Origin of the sequence: Ruminiclostridium papyrosolvens DSM 2782 (assembly GCF_029318685.1) — a bacterium.
In the GTDB taxonomy this organism is placed as follows: Bacteria; Bacillota; Clostridia; order Acetivibrionales; family DSM-1351; genus Ruminiclostridium; species Ruminiclostridium papyrosolvens.
Window position 1 is genome coordinate 4895224 of the sequence record NZ_CP119677.1, and the last position, 16284, is coordinate 4911507.

Annotated in this window: 12 protein-coding genes, 1 tRNA gene and 1 riboswitch; of the genes, 7 read left to right on the top strand and 6 right to left on the bottom strand. The window is 38.5% G+C overall.

Annotated elements, in window-relative coordinates:
- Window positions 1-127: 127 nt before the first annotated feature.
- A complete protein-coding gene (locus P0092_RS21475; RefSeq protein WP_004618239.1) occupies window positions 128-1009 on the top strand; it encodes an AraC family transcriptional regulator in 882 nt (293 codons plus the stop codon).
- 399 nt (window positions 1010-1408) lie between these two features.
- Here the strand turns inward: P0092_RS21475 and P0092_RS21480 are convergent.
- Window positions 1409-1484: transfer RNA gene (locus P0092_RS21480), tRNA-Pro, on the bottom strand.
- Between the two features lie 303 nt (window positions 1485-1787).
- Between P0092_RS21480 and P0092_RS21485 the strand changes: the two genes are divergently transcribed.
- Together P0092_RS21485 and P0092_RS21490 are read left to right on the top strand one after the other, a co-directional pair.
- Complete coding sequence (locus P0092_RS21485) at window positions 1788-2507, top strand: tRNA 2-thiocytidine(32) synthetase TtcA (protein WP_004618237.1); 720 nt, start codon at window positions 1788-1790, stop codon at window positions 2505-2507.
- Window positions 2508-2606: 99 nt separating this feature from the next.
- The gene (locus P0092_RS21490; protein ID WP_004618236.1) at window positions 2607-5465 is read left to right on the top strand and encodes a phosphodiester glycosidase family protein; all 2859 of its coding nucleotides are present in this window, start codon (window positions 2607-2609) and stop codon (window positions 5463-5465) included.
- A gap of 82 nt (window positions 5466-5547) precedes the next feature.
- Here the strand turns inward: P0092_RS21490 and galU are convergent, their stop codons facing one another.
- A complete protein-coding gene (galU, locus tag P0092_RS21495) occupies window positions 5548-6420 on the bottom strand; it encodes a UTP--glucose-1-phosphate uridylyltransferase GalU (RefSeq protein ID WP_004618235.1) in 873 nt (290 codons plus the stop codon).
- A gap of 155 nt (window positions 6421-6575) precedes the next feature.
- Window positions 6576-6704, top strand: a riboswitch (FMN riboswitch).
- A 106-nt stretch (window positions 6705-6810) separates the two neighbouring features.
- Here galU and P0092_RS21500 point away from each other — a divergent pair.
- A complete protein-coding gene (locus tag P0092_RS21500) occupies window positions 6811-7359 on the top strand; it encodes an ECF transporter S component (protein ID WP_004618234.1) in 549 nt (182 codons plus the stop codon).
- Window positions 7360-7588: 229 nt separating this feature from the next.
- Window positions 7589-7885, top strand: coding sequence for a hypothetical protein (locus P0092_RS21505; protein ID WP_004618233.1), 297 nt, complete (start codon window positions 7589-7591; stop codon window positions 7883-7885).
- Between the two features lie 286 nt (window positions 7886-8171).
- Here the strand turns inward: P0092_RS21505 and P0092_RS21510 are convergent, their stop codons facing one another.
- Window positions 8172-10094, bottom strand: a complete 1923-nt coding sequence (locus P0092_RS21510) for a glycoside hydrolase family 3 protein (protein ID WP_040758545.1) — start codon at window positions 10092-10094, stop codon at window positions 8172-8174.
- A 128-nt stretch (window positions 10095-10222) separates the two neighbouring features.
- Here P0092_RS21510 and P0092_RS21515 point away from each other — a divergent pair, with 128 nt between their 5' ends.
- Window positions 10223-11116, top strand: coding sequence for a TraB/GumN family protein (locus tag P0092_RS21515; protein ID WP_004618231.1), 894 nt, complete (start codon window positions 10223-10225; stop codon window positions 11114-11116).
- Between the two features lie 25 nt (window positions 11117-11141).
- Here the strand turns inward: P0092_RS21515 and P0092_RS21520 are convergent, their stop codons facing one another.
- Window positions 11142-11756, bottom strand: coding sequence for a UbiX family flavin prenyltransferase (locus P0092_RS21520; protein ID WP_004618230.1), 615 nt, complete (start codon window positions 11754-11756; stop codon window positions 11142-11144).
- A 56-nt stretch (window positions 11757-11812) separates the two neighbouring features.
- Here P0092_RS21520 and P0092_RS21525 point away from each other — a divergent pair, with 56 nt between their 5' ends.
- Window positions 11813-14287 (top strand): glycoside hydrolase family 94 protein, encoded by a 2475-nt coding sequence (locus P0092_RS21525; protein WP_004618229.1) that lies wholly within the window; start codon window positions 11813-11815, stop codon window positions 14285-14287.
- Between the two features lie 270 nt (window positions 14288-14557).
- Here P0092_RS21525 and P0092_RS21530 read toward each other — a convergent pair whose 3' ends face one another.
- The gene (locus P0092_RS21530) at window positions 14558-15394 is read right to left on the bottom strand and encodes a metal ABC transporter permease (protein ID WP_004618228.1); all 837 of its coding nucleotides are present in this window, start codon (window positions 15392-15394) and stop codon (window positions 14558-14560) included.
- Window positions 15394-16203, bottom strand: coding sequence for a metal ABC transporter ATP-binding protein (locus P0092_RS21535; RefSeq protein WP_004618227.1), 810 nt, complete (start codon window positions 16201-16203; stop codon window positions 15394-15396). The genes P0092_RS21530 and P0092_RS21535 overlap by 1 nt, the downstream gene beginning before the upstream one ends.
- Window positions 16204-16284: the final 81 nt, after the last annotated feature.

Consider the following 16284-nt stretch of genomic DNA (forward strand, 5'->3'; position numbering starts at 1 on the left):
TATAAATAGTTAAAAAGTCCATGGTTTATATATTACCTAGCATAATTTACACTTTGTACAATACCACGTATAATTAGTTGTAAATGAACAGATATTGCTTTTAATCATCCTTAAGGAGTTACTTATTGTGATAGATTCTAAAAAAGTTATTATTTCATGTATTGACTATATTGAATTGAATATTGCTAATAGGTTTACACTTGATGATCTGGCATTACATGCGGGAGTATCAAAATATCACTTGCATAGAATGTTTAAATCATTAACCGGTCAGACTATCATGGACTATGTACAATCTCGTAAACTCACATCAAGTATTAATGAACTTATAAAAACAAATATGAGGATAATAGATATTGCAATGGAGTACGGCTTTGATCATGAACAGTCCTACATAAGAGCCTTTAGAAAAAAATTTGGGTTTACTCCCTTTAAAGTAAAATCCGAGCAATTTTCTCTTCAGGTCCAAGAGAAGATAAATGAAAATGATATTATGTCTGTCCAAAATTCAGTAATTTACAAACCTCTGTATGTATTCAAACCGGGATTCACTATTGTGGGTACCCAGCATAAAATACTTAGCAGGAAAGGCGATAATACAGCCAACGCTTATGGCAAGGATTTCTTCCATAATCAAAAGCATGTAATAAAGAATGCAGTTAATCCAGATGTATATTTCGGGTATACGGATTGGAGCAAATATAACGATGGTTATTTAAATTATATGCCCTCTATACAGGTGTCTGACTTGAATCATATCCCGGACGGTATGGCAGGAATATACGTACCTACAAATAAATATGTTGTTTTTCGTTTTGTAGGTTTCTTCAGACCTGAGGAGATAAAAGGAAGACAGGTGGGTCGGCTGATTGTTCATTTATACAGGCGATGGATTACGAACTCATATTTTAAATCAGCTGATACCTTTGGCTTTGAATATATTGATACTTCTCTTTCAAATGACAACTATTGTGAACTGGATATATATCAGCCAATAAAGGAACGATAGTCAACACCTGGGAAATATTTATTTTGGTTTTTGCCCCGCCGGGAGGCCAGTGGGGCATACGGGGAGACTGGTCTCGCCCGTAAGGCGCTTCGTGCCTTGAACATAGTAAAAGGCACCTGTGTTTTCCGCAGAAAACACAAGCGCCGTAGCCTTCCCAGGTTCAAGTCCCTATTTATTTCATAGCAAAAAATCCTCGACAGAAACCTGTCGAGGATTTAGTTGGTCGGAGTGAGAGGACTGACCGTCTGCTTCACTTCGTTCGCAGACTTACGCCTCGACTTAAGTCTCGGCACACTCAGCTAAAAATGCTTTGCATTTTCTTAACGCTTCGTGCCTTCCCAGGTTCAAGTCCTTTACACATAACAAAAAACCAGAACATCAAAGATATTCTGGTTTATATGGTCGGAGTGAGAGGACTTGAACCTCCAGCATCTTGGTCCCAAACCAAGCGCGCTGCCAATTGCGCTACACCCCGTTATTTACACACTCGTTGTTTTCTCGAGCGCAAAAGTATTTTACTATAGCCCCAAAATATAATCAATCCGTACATTGAGCATATTTCAGCATTTACCCTTCTATTTCTTTATTATGCTCACTTTTACACGGTTTTATTACCTGTTTTGTCATATTAATTTTGCTCATACATTCACTGTGTGTTTTCAACATTTTCACTACTCCTAAGAGCATTATATCCAATATGTAACATAATTGAAATGTAATATCTCTTGATACGTCATGGTAGTTTTTTTATAATGTAGTAAAACTAAGGAAAAAGGATGTGGTGTCTATACAGCGTATTTTAGGGCAAGTCAGACGGGCGATTCAGGACTATAACATGATTGAAGACGGAGATAAAATTGCAGTTGGCGTAAGCGGCGGAAAAGATAGCATGACCCTTCTTACTGCACTAAGACAGCTTCAGAATTTCTATCCTAAAAAGTTTGAGCTCGAGGCAATCAGTCTTACAATGGGTATAGGAAATGCCGATTACACTCCGGTTGTCGAATATTGCAAACAAATAGGTGTCAATTATTCGGTTGAAGAGACCTTAATTGGGAAGATAATTTTTGAAGTGAGAAATGAAAAGAACCCTTGTTCTATGTGTGCAAACCTTAGAAGAGGAGCTCTCCATAATAAAGCAAAAAAGCTTGGCTGCAATAAGGTTGCTCTGGGCCATCATAGGGACGATGCTGTTGAAACTCTCTTGCTCAGTAGCTTCTATGAAGGAAGAATACATACTTTTTCTCCTGTGACTTATCTTGACAGACAGGATTTATATCTTATTCGTCCTCTTATTTATACTGAAGAAAAGCAAATAAAAGCAGTTGTAAAGTCCGAGAGTCTTCCAATTGTAAAAAGTCCATGCCATGTAGATGGTAAAACGAAACGCCAGTATATCAAGGATTTAATCCTAGAACTCCAAAAGGATAACAGAGAAATCAAAAGCAACCTCTTTGGAGCAATAAAACGTGCGGAAATCGACGGATGGCACGAATAGCATCATACCCCGTAAAGTTGTTGCAATATAACCTGGGTATATCCATTTAATTTCACAGCGGGGTAAATCAACATAATATTGGGGGTACATAACAGAAAAATGAATAAATACATACGTAGAAGTCTTGCACTTTTAGTTATCTTAACATTGCTGCTGACATCCTTCAGCAATGTATTCGGTGCACAGCAGCTTATAAGTCAGACTGTTAAAAAGCAGACTGTTACTTCGGGTGTAACTTTGGAAAACTATGACCGCTTTACTACAAGCGGATGGATTAAGTCATATGTTCTCAGAGTGGATTTATCTGATAAAAACGTAAAGGTGGACACACTGGTAAATAAAAAGTCAGTTGTGGGATCTTCAACTGTTTTAAATCTGGCAAAAAACAGTGGAGCTATTGCTGCGGTTAATGGCAGCTTTTTTGATTTCGGAGCCAAGGGAAGCGGTAACAGTTATACCTACGGTCCTGTTGTTTCTTCAGGGCAAGTTGATCTGGCAGCTACCAGAGACAGCAAGGATACTGCAACCTTTTCCCTTAATGATTTAAACGAAGCACTATTTACATACTGGAATACCAAAGTAGAGCTTATCACTCCAAAGGGCGAAAAGAAAATTGCAGCATCCTATAACAGGTACAAAGGTGTTTTCAACGGGATGACAATTGTAGATGCAAAATGGGGTGCTAAAACTCCGGGCGCTACTGCCCAATACCCTGATTGGATTGAGATGGTAGTAGAAGACGGTGTTGTAAAAGAGTTCAGCGAAAACAAACCAAGTATTGATATGCCGAAAAAGGGTTTTGTTGTTTTAGGCTCAGGAAGTCATATTCAGTATTTAAAGGATACCTTCAAGGTTGGTGATCCCGTTGATTATAGTATCACCATGAACGTAGATACAAATAAAATGACCATGGCTCTTACAGGCGGTGCAATGCTTGTAAAGGACGATAAAGTTCTAAACACTTTCTCTCATAATCCGGTGTCACCGAGTACAAGGGCGGCGAGAACTGCAATAGGAACCTCAAAGGACGGAAAAACCTTGATTATTGCAGCTGTTGACGGAAAATCCAGCTCCAGTATTGGTATGACCCAATCAGAACTTGCATCTTACATGCATGAACTTGGCTGTGCCAATGCCCTGAATCTGGACGGAGGCGGTTCCACAACACTTGTATCCAGAGAACAGGGTACAACAGGTCTGAGTGTTCAAAATCGTCCTTCAGACGGCTCCCAAAGAGGCGTAGGTGCTTCTCTGGGTATTTTCTCAGTAGCACCCCAAGGGCCTGTGGATACTCTTTTTGTAACTTCATATGAAGATAAAGTATTTGTTAACACCTCCAGAGCCTTTAATGCAAGGGGTCTAGACAAATATATGAATCCTGTTAATATTAATCCAAATGATATAAAATGGTCCGTCTCCGGTGTAAAGGGTACTTTCAAAGGAAATCTGTTTTATCCTACAACGGCGGGAGAAGCTGTAGTTACGGCAAAAATAGGTGAAAATGTTGTGGGAACATGTCCTATTACTGTACTGGAGTCTCCGTCCAAACTTGAACTGAATTATGACACTCTTAATATTAACCCGGGAAGTTCAGTTACATTAACCGTTAAAGGTTGGGACAAAAACGGTTATACATCAAGTATTCCACCTGCAAACATAAAATGGAGTACAGGCGGAAATGTAGGAAAGGTATCTTCATCAAATGTATTTACTGCAAACAAAAGCGGAGGAACAGGTTATGTAACCGCAACAGTAGGCTCAGCAGTTGTCTCATGCCCTGTGTCAATTCGTATGTCAGGTATAACCAAAATTATTCAGGACTTTAATTCAGCAGGTATTAACCTTATAACCTCTCCAAAATCAGCTAAAGCATCTTATAGTCTGGCATCGAACGTCTATAAGTCAGAAAAATACTCTGCGAAAATCACATATGATTTTTCCACTGACTTAAGCGTAAACAAGACAGCATATCTGATGCTGCCAAATGGAGGCTATACCTTGGAGCCTACCACCTCAAAACTTGGTATGTGGGTTTACAGTTCGGCCAAGAAGCCAATTTGGATAGGAGCAACAGTCTACGACTCAAAGGGAAACTACAGCAGCGAGTATTTTGCAAAAGGAATCACCTGGACAGGCTGGAAGTACCTTGAAGTGTCTTTAGATGATTTGAACACACCTAAGAAGGTAACAAATGTATTTGCTGTTCAGCCTAAAAAAGGAAAGTCTTCAGGAACAGTTTACTTTGACAACCTGACAATGGTTTACACAGGCTATCCTGCTGTTGATATGTCAAAGGCTCCAAAAACAACCGTACTCAAAGATGAGCATTATAAGGATAGTACTGTAGCAGGAGCAGATTCAATGACATTTTCAGTCTTTGGTCAGTCAACAGCCTATACCGCCTCCAACAAGACACAGATTGACATGCTTAACAAATTGGCAGGACAAGTAAGCTGCTCTGTAAATGTGTCTGTACTGGTAGGTTCAAATGACGGACTTACAAGAAGCAGTATAAAGGTTCCTCAGTTGAGTACCGCGGCAAGCTACAAGTCTTTGGATGTTAACGGAAGCAGACTTATTCAGCTTAATACTGCCAAAGGCGGCTTGCGTTTAACAAACACAAATGAATGGTCATGGTTTATTAATCAGCTCAACTCCTTTAATGGTAATAATGTATTTGTGTTTCTCAAGGAAGATCCTTTAAAGTTCAATGATACTAAAGAAGGACAGCTTCTAAAAGAAACACTTACAGATTATAAAAAGAAAACAGGAAAGAATGTATGGGTATTCTACAAAGGAAATTCCAATTCAAGTTATATGGACAAAGGCGTTAAATATGTAATAACCGCCGGCTTTGATTCCTATGGCTTCAGTGACAGCAACAAAGGCGCTGCAAAGTATGCCGTTGTAAATGTTAAAGGGAACTCCGTAACCTACCAGTTCAAATCCTTTAATTAAGACATAAAAATAAAACCGGAAACATTAAAAGCGAAATGCTTTACTGTTTCCGGTTTTTATTTTTTAAGTAAAAAGTTGCTTATTAAGGAAGCTGCTCCATTTTGTGTTTCAAAAAAGCTGTAAATTCATCTTTTAATTCTTCTCTTTTTAGTGCATATTCCACCGTAGCCTTTAAAAATCCAATTCTGTCTCCTACATCATACCTGTCGCCTTCAAAATCAAAAGCATACATTGCTTCTTGTTCCATTAGCTTCTGCAATGCGTCTGTGAGCCATATTTCACCATTTTTACCCGGTGTAGCAGATTGCAGGAACTCAAAAATTCTGGGAGAAATAATATACCTGCCCAGTATAGCTATATTTGACGGTGCCTGCTCAACCTCCGGTTTTTCAACCAAACCTTTTACCTTATAAACTCTTTCATCTATCTGTGTTCCACCAATAACACCATATTTTGTTACATCCTGCAGGGGTACTTTTTGAACCCCCAGAATAGTAGTCTGGTATTCGTTGTATACATCCATCAACTGCTTAATACATGGTACCGGAGAATCCACTATATCATCGCCCAGCATAACAGCAAAAGGCTCATTTCCGATAAACGATTTAGCACAATAAATAGCATGGCCCAGGCCCTTTGCTTCCTTCTGTCTTATGTAGTGTATATTTGCAATATTTGAAATCTCCTGTACAACACTCAAAAGCTCCTGCTTTCCTTTTCTATGGAGCTCTTCTTCCAATTCGTAAGATTTGTCAAAATGGTCTTCAATCGCCCTTTTATTTCTTCCGGAAATAATAAGTATATCTTCTATTCCCGCAGCAACTGCTTCTTCAACAATGTATTGTATAGTAGGTTTGTCGACTATAGGTATCATTTCTTTAGGCTGTGCCTTGGTTGCAGGTAAAAATCTGGTTCCAAGACCGGCAGCAGGTATTATCGCTTTTCGTACTTTCATAGATTTCCTCCAAATGTACTTTATTCAAATATATTTTACCACATATTTTAAATTTACCGCAACAAATGTTTCCATTTATACCCTTTTAACCCAATGCATTGATTGTCCCCTTATTTTATGTTATAGTTTTAACATAGATGTAATTAAAAACTTCATAATATCTTCAGGGCAGGGTGTGATTCCCTACCGGCGGTAATGTACTCTTTTGTATTAGCCCGCGAGCGTTTTGCAGACATGGTGCGATTCCATGGCCGACAGTATAGTCTGGATGAAAGAAGAACAATAAACAACATTGATTTGTTATTTGGTTAAGCTCTGTGGATTATTATTCATAGGGCTTTTTAATTTACTTATACTTATATTTATTTTATCATAAGGGGGCAAATTTCAATGAATAGCAGTAGAATCAGAAAAATGACAACAATGGGTGTATTGGTAGCAATTTCGGTAATTCTTATATTATCTCCACTAAAATTCCCTTTTCCCGCTGCACCGTTCCTTGTGTATGATGCTGCAGATGTAGCGATTATTATTGGGGGCTTTATCTTCGGTCCTGTGGAAGGCATTATCCTAACTATTGTAACAGCGATTGTACAAACCTTAGCAGTCAGCAGCGACGGATGGATAGGCTGCATAATGCATATTGTCGCTACGTCAGCTCTGGTAGGTATTTCTTCTATAGTTTATATGAAGAAAAAAACTCTCAAAAGTGCTGTTACTGGTTTAATTCTGGGAAGTCTTGCAATGACTGCACTAATGATACCAATGAACATGATATTTTATCCTTTATTTGCGGGAACTCCTATTGATGCCGTAATTAAAATGATTGTTCCGGCTCTGCTTCCTTTTAATTTAATGAAAGCAGGTCTTAATTCGGCTATCGCCTTATTATTGTATAAATCTGCCGGAAAACTATTATCCCAAATAGCCTTGAAATAAGGCTTTTGAAGAACTATTACTCCAAAACTCAGGAAATGATTGCAATTATTTGTTATAGCTATTATGATATATGTTATCAAAAATATAAAATATTAGGAATTATATATTTACATTAAAATAATTAGCACGTATTATAATATTAACATCATATTGTGACAGTGTCACAGGGGCATCATATGCCAATTAATTTTTATTTTTGCTAATGCAATAATTGCGGGGTGATATTGGTATGGAATTTTGTAATAAATGCGGCTCTTTGAAGATTGGTGGGAATTGCACAAACAAAAAATGTGATCACCATGTAAAAGCTATGGTAGAGTTGGCTACAACTCAACAGGTTGAGTACATCAAAGAGTTGGCAGAGCAGTTAAATGAGGATATCAGTGATATGAACTTTGAAACTATGACAAAAAATGATGCTTCATATCTTATTGATGACTATCTGGAACGTTTGGATGACAGTGACAAGAAATTAATTGCTGAAGATGATATTCTTGAAGAGGAAGAAACTGACGAAGAAGAATGATAAATTTATATTATATTTTAAAAAGCGAGGGAAAATTCCTCGCTTTTTATTTTTTCAACAAAATACCCTAAAACCTGTTGATAACTTCTGAATTATCTGTTAATTATAGCTTGTGGATATGTAATACTGTTCATAAAAAACTGTGAATAACTATAAAACCACTGTTAAACCAAGGATTTCCCGTGTTTTCTACATACTTTTTAATATTGTGTTATATATGTGGATAATGTGTATAAATCTGTGTATAATTTAATTTTGGCAGTTCACATAAGTGTGGAAAAGTAGATTAATTTGAATATTTTAAACTAAACCCATATTGAAACAGAGCATTATATTCTTCATTGTTATCCAACTTTTCAATTGTAATGGGAAGTTGTTCAGATGATTTCGGCCAACTGACAGGCAGTCGTCCTTTGAAATTGCAGTTATCTCCGTAAATAACCGATGCAACCGCCCGCCCTTCCGTTCCGGGCAGCCATGCCTCAACAAGAGCATCCCATCTATTAAGCTCACTTGTGATTATCCGCGGTCTCCCCGATACAATAATAACAACTACGGGTTTCTTAGATTCATATGCAATTTGCAGTGTCTGAGCATTTTCACTAAAAGCCAGACCCTCGCTTAATCCTATATTTTTTTCATCGCCTTTTCCTTCGGCATATGGATGTTCTCCTAATACTGCAACAACAACTTCTGCGTCCCTTATTTTTGCAGGATCTGTGATTATAACTCCTCTTCCTTCATCTGCCATTTCCTTAAATCCATCCAGAATGGTAGTACCTCTCATCCACTTCTTATCACCAATATCTAATCCACCCTGCCATGTCTTTGTCCATCCGCCGCATTGTACGCCTATATTATCAGAGGCTGGCCCAATAACTGCAATCTTTGCCGATTTTTTAAGAGGAAGTATGTTCTTTTTGTTTTTCAGAAGAACCAAAGATTCCTTCACAGCCTGTTCTGCAATTTTAATATTGGAATTCTGCCTGATATCATAATTCTTATTTGTCTTATCACCTTTAACATCAAATTTGTCTGAATCCATCTTTACTCGAAGTATCCTGAAAACTGCTTCATCTATCCTGTCCATATTTATATCCTGCCGCTTCTCACTTGCTGCCTCCAATAAACATTTATAGGACTCTTTCCACCGCTTTCCTTCCATAAGTACATCTATTCCTGCATTTACTGCATTTACTACCTTTACATAAAGGCTGTTGCCCTCCAGATACTCAACACCCTCGTAGTCACTTATTACTACTCCTTGAAAGCCAATATCCTGCTTTAGTTTATATTCTATAAGATCTCTTTCTGAGTGGTTTTTTCTGCCCTTTACACTGCTGTATGATACCATAACTGATTTTACACCCGCTTTAACTGCATCCTTAAATACAGATATATATTTATCTTTAAGTTCCTCTGTGCTGATATTGGTATTTCCACGATCAAGCAATCCGTTCATGCCGGAGCCGAATTCAACTGCTCCGTCTGCCACATAGTGCTTTGCACATGCGATTATTCCCTTTTCCTGAAGAGCTGCTATAAAAGGAGTCGACATCATAGTCACAAGATCCGGTGTCTCACTGAAACACTCATAGGCCCTCCCCCATCTTATATCGTTGCTTACTGCAACGCAGGGAGCAAATGTCCAGTCAACACCTATTGAATTTAATTCATCTGCCACAGCCCCTCCAATTTCCCCTGCGAGTTTTCCATTACGGGTAGCTCCCAAGGCGATATTGTGAGGATATATAACGGTATCCTTCATATTGTTATTACCATGAACGGCATCCACGGCAAATAAAAGCGGTATGGACAGTCTTGACTCTTTCGCCGCAGTTTTATAATTGAGTATCATTTTTCTCCAACCATCCGGGTTATTTTCTTCCGGAGCTGAGCCCCCTTGGGCGAATACAGACCCTATTGAGTAGGTTTTAACATCCTGAGCGGTAACATAGTTCCTTTCCGCCATTATCATCTGCCCTACTTTTTCCTCCAGAGTCATCTTCTTTATGTATGCAGTTATATTTTCTTTGATTGATTTTTCTTTGTCGTATATTGCCAATGCTCCCGAATTATTTCCGCTGTCTGTGGAAATATTAGTGTTGTTGGGAGCCTTTTGTTCCTTTGGCGCAGTATTATTGCAAGAGCATAATGATATTATTAATAAAGAGGTAAGAAGTAATCTTTCCAGTCTTTTAATGTTCAATTGATCACCCCAGTGCTTGGTATATATTACTATAATATTAAAATAATTGTAATATATCAACATTAATCTACTTATATCTTAATATAGTTAGTAGTATTTAATAAATTTATATTATCCGGAGGTTTTCAATGAGAAGATTAATACCCTTAATTACCTTAATACTTATTATATCCCTTACTTTGGCATCGTCCGCTTCTACTGAAGCCCTTCCTGCCGAAAATAGCCATGTAAGCATGTGGAAAGTAACAAATCAAAATGATACCTCACAAAAAAATATTACATATCTTCTGGGCTCATTATCAATTACAGACAAAAGTGTATTCCCTTTGAGTACACTTCTGGAAAAGGTATACAATGAATGTTCAAGAGTCATTGTAGAAACCGACATGACTAAAACTACACAGGACCAGACCGTAACAGCCCTGCTAAAATATGGGCTGCTATCAAAAACAACAATAGATAAAGTGTTAACAAAAGAACAATACACCAAAGCAGACAACCTTATAAAAAAGTATACTCAAAACAAGAAATCACTTGCTGCTTACAAGAGTTTTATGCCTTGGGTTATAGAAAACCTGATTTCCGGTCTTGCTGTCAGCAACTCACAAAGTTTTTTGCAAGACCCTGTTCCCTCATATTTTATAGCAAAAGCAAAGAAAGACGGAAAGTCAATAGTTGAGATTGAATCTCCAGATACCCAACTAAGCAGGCTCAGCACAATGTCATATTCTCTCCAAGGTACATTACTCGAGAATACCATTAAAGCTATAGAACAGGAGTCTGAAACTGTAAAAAATGCAACAGCATTATGGAAAGAAGGGAATGTTGAAGGCCTTGACGAGTTATATACCTTTGACAAAACCGCTCAAACAGCCGTAGCCCAAAAAACCTATGAGTCTATTACAAAATATTTAAAATCAGGAGGCAAATATTTTGTAATAGCAGATATTTCAATGCTGACGGGAAAGAACGGTATTATTAATATGCTCAAGGAAAAAGGCTATAAAGTAGAACAACAATAGTAATGTAAAAGGGTTTTTGGATAACTTATTCCCATCTGCGTCCTATTTCGTTAACAATTCCTAAGCAATCACATATTTTCATAGCCTGATGATTCAGTATATCCTCAATGCTTTTAGGCTTATTATAAAAAGCCGGCATTGGGGGTATTATTTTTACTCCCAGCTTTGAAAGCTTGAGCATATTTTCAAGATGTATGGAGTTAAGGGGTGTTTCTCTGGGGCAAATAATCAGTTTTCGCGATTCTTTAAGAGCTACATCAGCCGCTCTTGCTATAAGAGTGTCACATATTCCGTTTGAAATACAAGCCAGTGTCTTCATGCTGCAAGGAACTATTACCGTTGCATGGGTAATATATGAGCCGCTGGAAATCCTCGCTGCCAAGTTGCCATTATCATATGTGAAATTTGCAAGCTCCACCACCCGCTCAATACTATAGTCAGTTTCTATACCTATATTCTTAATGGCGTATTTACTCATTACAAGATGGGTGGTTACTTGAGGTATACTCTTTAATACCTCAAGGAGCCTGATTGCATATATGGCTCCCGAAGCCCCGGAAATGCCTACTATTATATTTATTTTACAACACCTGCCCTTGGCCCTTAATAATTTTTTACTAATGTTTTGAATTGTTGACATTTATTTTAAGATTTATGATATTATTATCTCTGAATTTGGTTTTCGGAGGTGCTTTAATGAATTTTGGTCATTTTAATGCAGTTAATAAGGAGTATGTAATTACACGCCCGGATACTCCTGCCCCCTGGTGTAATTATCTTGGGTCTGTAGACTATGGTGCAATTATATCCAACAATGCAACGGGCTATAGTTTTGTAAAATCCGGTGCAGCCGGGAGAATAATTCGTTTCAGATTAAATTCCATGTCCAACGACCAGCCCGGAAGATTTATTTATATACGGGACAATGAAGACGGGGATTACTGGTCAGGCTCGTGGCAGCCGGTTTGCAAAGCCATTGACAGCTATAAGAGTGAATGCAGACACGGAACTGCCTATACTATTATTTCATCCTCCTACAAGGATATAGAAAGCCGTACCCTTTATTACGTTCCTCTTGATAAAAACTATGAGGTATGGAATTTCAGAATAAAGAACAACAGTACAAACAAACGGAGCTTATCTATATATGGAATGGCGGAATTCACAAACCATGACCACTATGAAAATGATACTGTAAATCTTCAGTACTCGCAATTTATAAGTAGAACACATTTTAAAGAAAATCACATACTTCAGGTAATCAACGCAAATGGAAGTGAGGCATCAGCAGATGTTGAAGGAACTTCCAATAAAAAGGGCGACCCCATATACAGATTTTTCGGTCTAGCAGGGCAGTCAGTTTCTGCTTTTGACGGCGAAAGAGACATGTTTATAGGTAACTACAGAAATTATGGCAATCCTGTTGCCGTGGAATCGGGAAAGTGTTCAAATACCGTTTCCTATAACGGAAATTCCTTTGGAGCTCTCCAGACAGATATAGAATTAAATCCCGGTGAAGAAGCTGAAATGACTTTCCTCCTTGGAGCAGGAAATGGAGCTTTTGCAAGAGAATTAATTTCAAAATATGCTACTGTTGAAAAGACAGATAATTGCTCTTGTGAGGCTTCTTTTGATTTCAGCCAAGTCGTTTCACATGAGCTTAAACAATTGAAAACTTTCTGGCATTCGAGGCTGGGCAATCTACAGGTTGAAACCCCTGATGATAATTTTAATAATATGGCAAACGTCTGGAATGCATACCAGTGTTTTATAACTTTTTTCTGGTCAAGAGCAGCCTCCTTCCAATACTGTGGTCTGAGAAACGGATTAGGATACCGTGACACGGTACAGGATATACAGGGTATAATCCACTTAGACCAAAATGTGGCAAGAGAAAGACTTTGGCTTATGCTTTCGGGACAAGTTTCCAATGGCGGTGGTCTGCCTCTTGTGAAGTTCGACCATAGGCCCGGAGAAGAAGCTACTCCTGATGAATCACAGTACGCAAAAGAAACGGGGCAATCCTTTTATCGGGCAGATGATGCTCTTTGGCTGTTCCCAACAGTTATTACATATATTAAAGAAAGCGGAGATTGGGACTTTATAGATGAAAGCATTCCTTATGCAGACAAGGGAGAGGCAACTGTATATATACACTTGAAACAAGCAATACAGTTTAATTTGGACAGACAAGGCAGTCATGGTCTGCCTGCAGGTTTGTATGCTGACTGGAACGATTGCCTTAGACTTGGCTCAAAAGGTGAATCTCTCTTCGTAGCCTTCCAGCTGTACTATGCACTTAAAATATTTGAAGAATTTGCAGTTAAAAAGGGTTCTTCAGCAGATATTGCATGGGTAAAAGGCCTCCTTGAAGAATTAAACGGAAGTATTCAAAAGTCTGCCTGGGAAGGGGACCAATATGTACGAGGATTCACTGAGGACGGATATATTATCGGCTCAAAAAACAATTCCGAAGCAAGCCTGTGGCTTAATCCTCAGGTCTGGTCCGTTATAAGCGGTGCTGCTGAAGGGGAACAAGCCAATGCAGTTCTTGATAAGGTATATGCTAATCTGAATACCAAATATGGTGCAATGTTGTTCTACCCTGCTTTCAGAGAATACGGTCTTCCTGTGGCAAGAATGTCACTATTTAATGCGGGAACCAAGGAAAATGCGGGAATTTTCTCACAGCCCCAAGGTTGGTTGATACTTGCTGAAACTATTATAGGAAACGGTAACAGGGCCTATGAATATTTTACCGAAATAAATCCTGCTGCCATGAATGACAATGCCGAAAAGAGAAAACTGGAGCCATACATACACGGACAGGCTACAGAAGGAACTGATACCCAAAATCACGGACGTTCACATGTTCACTGGCTGACAGGTACAGCATCAACTGTAATGGTTTCAATGGTATACGGAATTCTGGGATTACAGCCTGAGTACGATGGTATAAAAATAAATCCATGTATCCCTTCGAACTGGACGAACTTTAAAATGACCAAGGTATTCAGAAATAATGTTCTCAATATAACTGTCGATAACAGTCAAGGTGTGGAAAAAGGAGTAAAATACGTTACCGTTAACGGAAAGCGTATTGATGGCTGTTATATCAGCACAGATGAGCTTAAAGCTACTAATGAAATAGTAGTGGTAATGGGGGAATAAAATAGAAAGGGTTGTTGTAAACCAGTACGCTAGTATAAATTGTATCAATGGAAGCTTGGTTAAAGATATTTGCAGTGGTTTATCGGCGAAGACGGATATTTTACCGTAATACCTACACGATGTAGGTATTAGCGACACAATGAATCATGGACGATGAATGTGAGCGACGGTAAAATATCCTGAGATGAGCCGCTATAAACTCTAGCAAATATCTTGGAAGCAATCATTGATATAATTTTGTACGGGAGTACAGTTGTTAAAACAACCCTATTATATAAACCTTTTTCTTAATCCAAGTGTAATAAAGTATATAACCGCCGCAATAATAACTATCGTTGCTCCCGTTGCAGTATCCAGATAGTACGACATGATAAGACCCCCAATACCCGAAACAAAGGAAATCAGTAATGCAATGATATTGTACTGTCGGGCGCTTGATGATACGTTTCTTGCAGCAGCGGCGGGAAGAACCAGAAGGGAATTAATTATCAGAAGTCCAATCCACTGTATGCTGATTGTTACCACCACTGCAATAGCAGATGTAAAAGCCATTTCGACAGCCACGGTATTTATTCCCCGACTTTTTGCAAGTGATTGATTTAAGCTTACCAAAAGAATTTTATTGTAAAACATTAACCAAAATACGATTATTACAATGGCTATAATGAGTAAAAGTCCTACCTCTCCTGCACTTATACTTAAAAGATCTCCCACCAGAACAGAAGAATATTTATTGCTGCCTTTTGAGTACATTAGTACAACACCCAAGGCTATTGCAGCAGATGAAAATACTCCTATAACCGTATCGGTGGATGTTTTCGTTTTATTCTTAACAATCGTAATAAGAACAGCAAAAGCTATTGAAAAAGCTATTGCAGACCACATAGGCTGAAAAACACCTATTGCCGTGCCTATTGCAATTCCGGTAAAAGCGCCGTGACCCAAGGCATCAGAGAAAAATGCCATACGGTTGTTTACTATAATAGTTCCCAGAATACCGAATACCGGAGCAATCAGCAAAATAGCCAGAAAGGCATTTTTCATAAATTCATAGCCAAGCCAACTAAATGGAAACAAAATATCAAGAATTTTATATATCTGCTCCACTATTTCCCGCCTCCGTTCTCGTCGGTTTCATTTCCCAGAATACCGGTCAGACCGAAGGTTTCATGCATGCGTTTATCAGTGTACACTTCTTCGGGAGTTCCGTTTAGTATTACAGTTCTGTTTAACAAAATTACCCTGTCTGCATGTTTTCTAACCAAATCAAGGTCGTGGGAAACAAGTATTATTGTCAAATCATATTCTTTTCTTATTTTAGAGACTATCTCATAGAAAACTTCAAGTCCCTTCCTGTCAACCCCCGACACAGGCTCATCCAAAAGCAAAAGCTGCGGCATCGGCTCAAGTGCCAGTGCCAGTAGCACTCTTTGCAGCTCTCCACCGGACAAAGCTCCCAATCGTTTGTCTATAAGCTTCTCAGCCTGAACTCGGCTCAAGCAATCTACAATTCTTTTATCCAGTTTTTTTGAAACACCCTGCCAAGCAGGTTTTCTGCTCATACACGATGCAAATAGATTTTTTACGCTAAGAGGTGCGGAAGTATCAAATTCCAGCTGCTGAGGAACATATCCCACAACAGGCCTTCCGGCAGCCTCTCCACTGGCTCCTGCAAATACAATATTACCTTCGTGCTTAATTTCTCCCAGTATAGATTTGAGTAAAGTACTCTTTCCTGCCCCATTAGGGCCTATAATCGCAGTCAGCTCCCCACAGTGAAGATGAAGACTTACATCCTGCAATATTTGTGTTCTGCCTATGGTTACTGAAAAATTTTCAATCTTAGTACAGCAATATCCGCAGCAGCCCACGTTATTTTCACAATTACCTCTGTGCTTTCCAATAAACTCTTCCATTATATTTCCTCATATTTCAATTAAATCGCAGTTAATTTTAGTATTACCTATTATACACCTTTCACTTTGAAAAGATAATAT

Coding starts and splice junctions, on each gene's coding strand:
- P0092_RS21490 (WP_004618236.1), top strand. CDS start 2,607: ATGAATAAATACATACGTAGAAGTCTTGCACTTTTAGTTATCTTAACA.
- galU (WP_004618235.1), bottom strand. CDS start 6,420: ATGAAAGTACGAAAAGCGATAATACCTGCTGCCGGTCTTGGAACCAGA.
- P0092_RS21500 (WP_004618234.1), top strand. CDS start 6,811: ATGAATAGCAGTAGAATCAGAAAAATGACAACAATGGGTGTATTGGTA.
- P0092_RS21505 (WP_004618233.1), top strand. CDS start 7,589: ATGGAATTTTGTAATAAATGCGGCTCTTTGAAGATTGGTGGGAATTGC.
- P0092_RS21515 (WP_004618231.1), top strand. CDS start 10,223: ATGAGAAGATTAATACCCTTAATTACCTTAATACTTATTATATCCCTT.
- P0092_RS21520 (WP_004618230.1), bottom strand. CDS start 11,756: ATGTCAACAATTCAAAACATTAGTAAAAAATTATTAAGGGCCAAGGGC.
- P0092_RS21525 (WP_004618229.1), top strand. CDS start 11,813: ATGAATTTTGGTCATTTTAATGCAGTTAATAAGGAGTATGTAATTACA.
- P0092_RS21535 (WP_004618227.1), bottom strand. CDS start 16,203: ATGGAAGAGTTTATTGGAAAGCACAGAGGTAATTGTGAAAATAACGTG.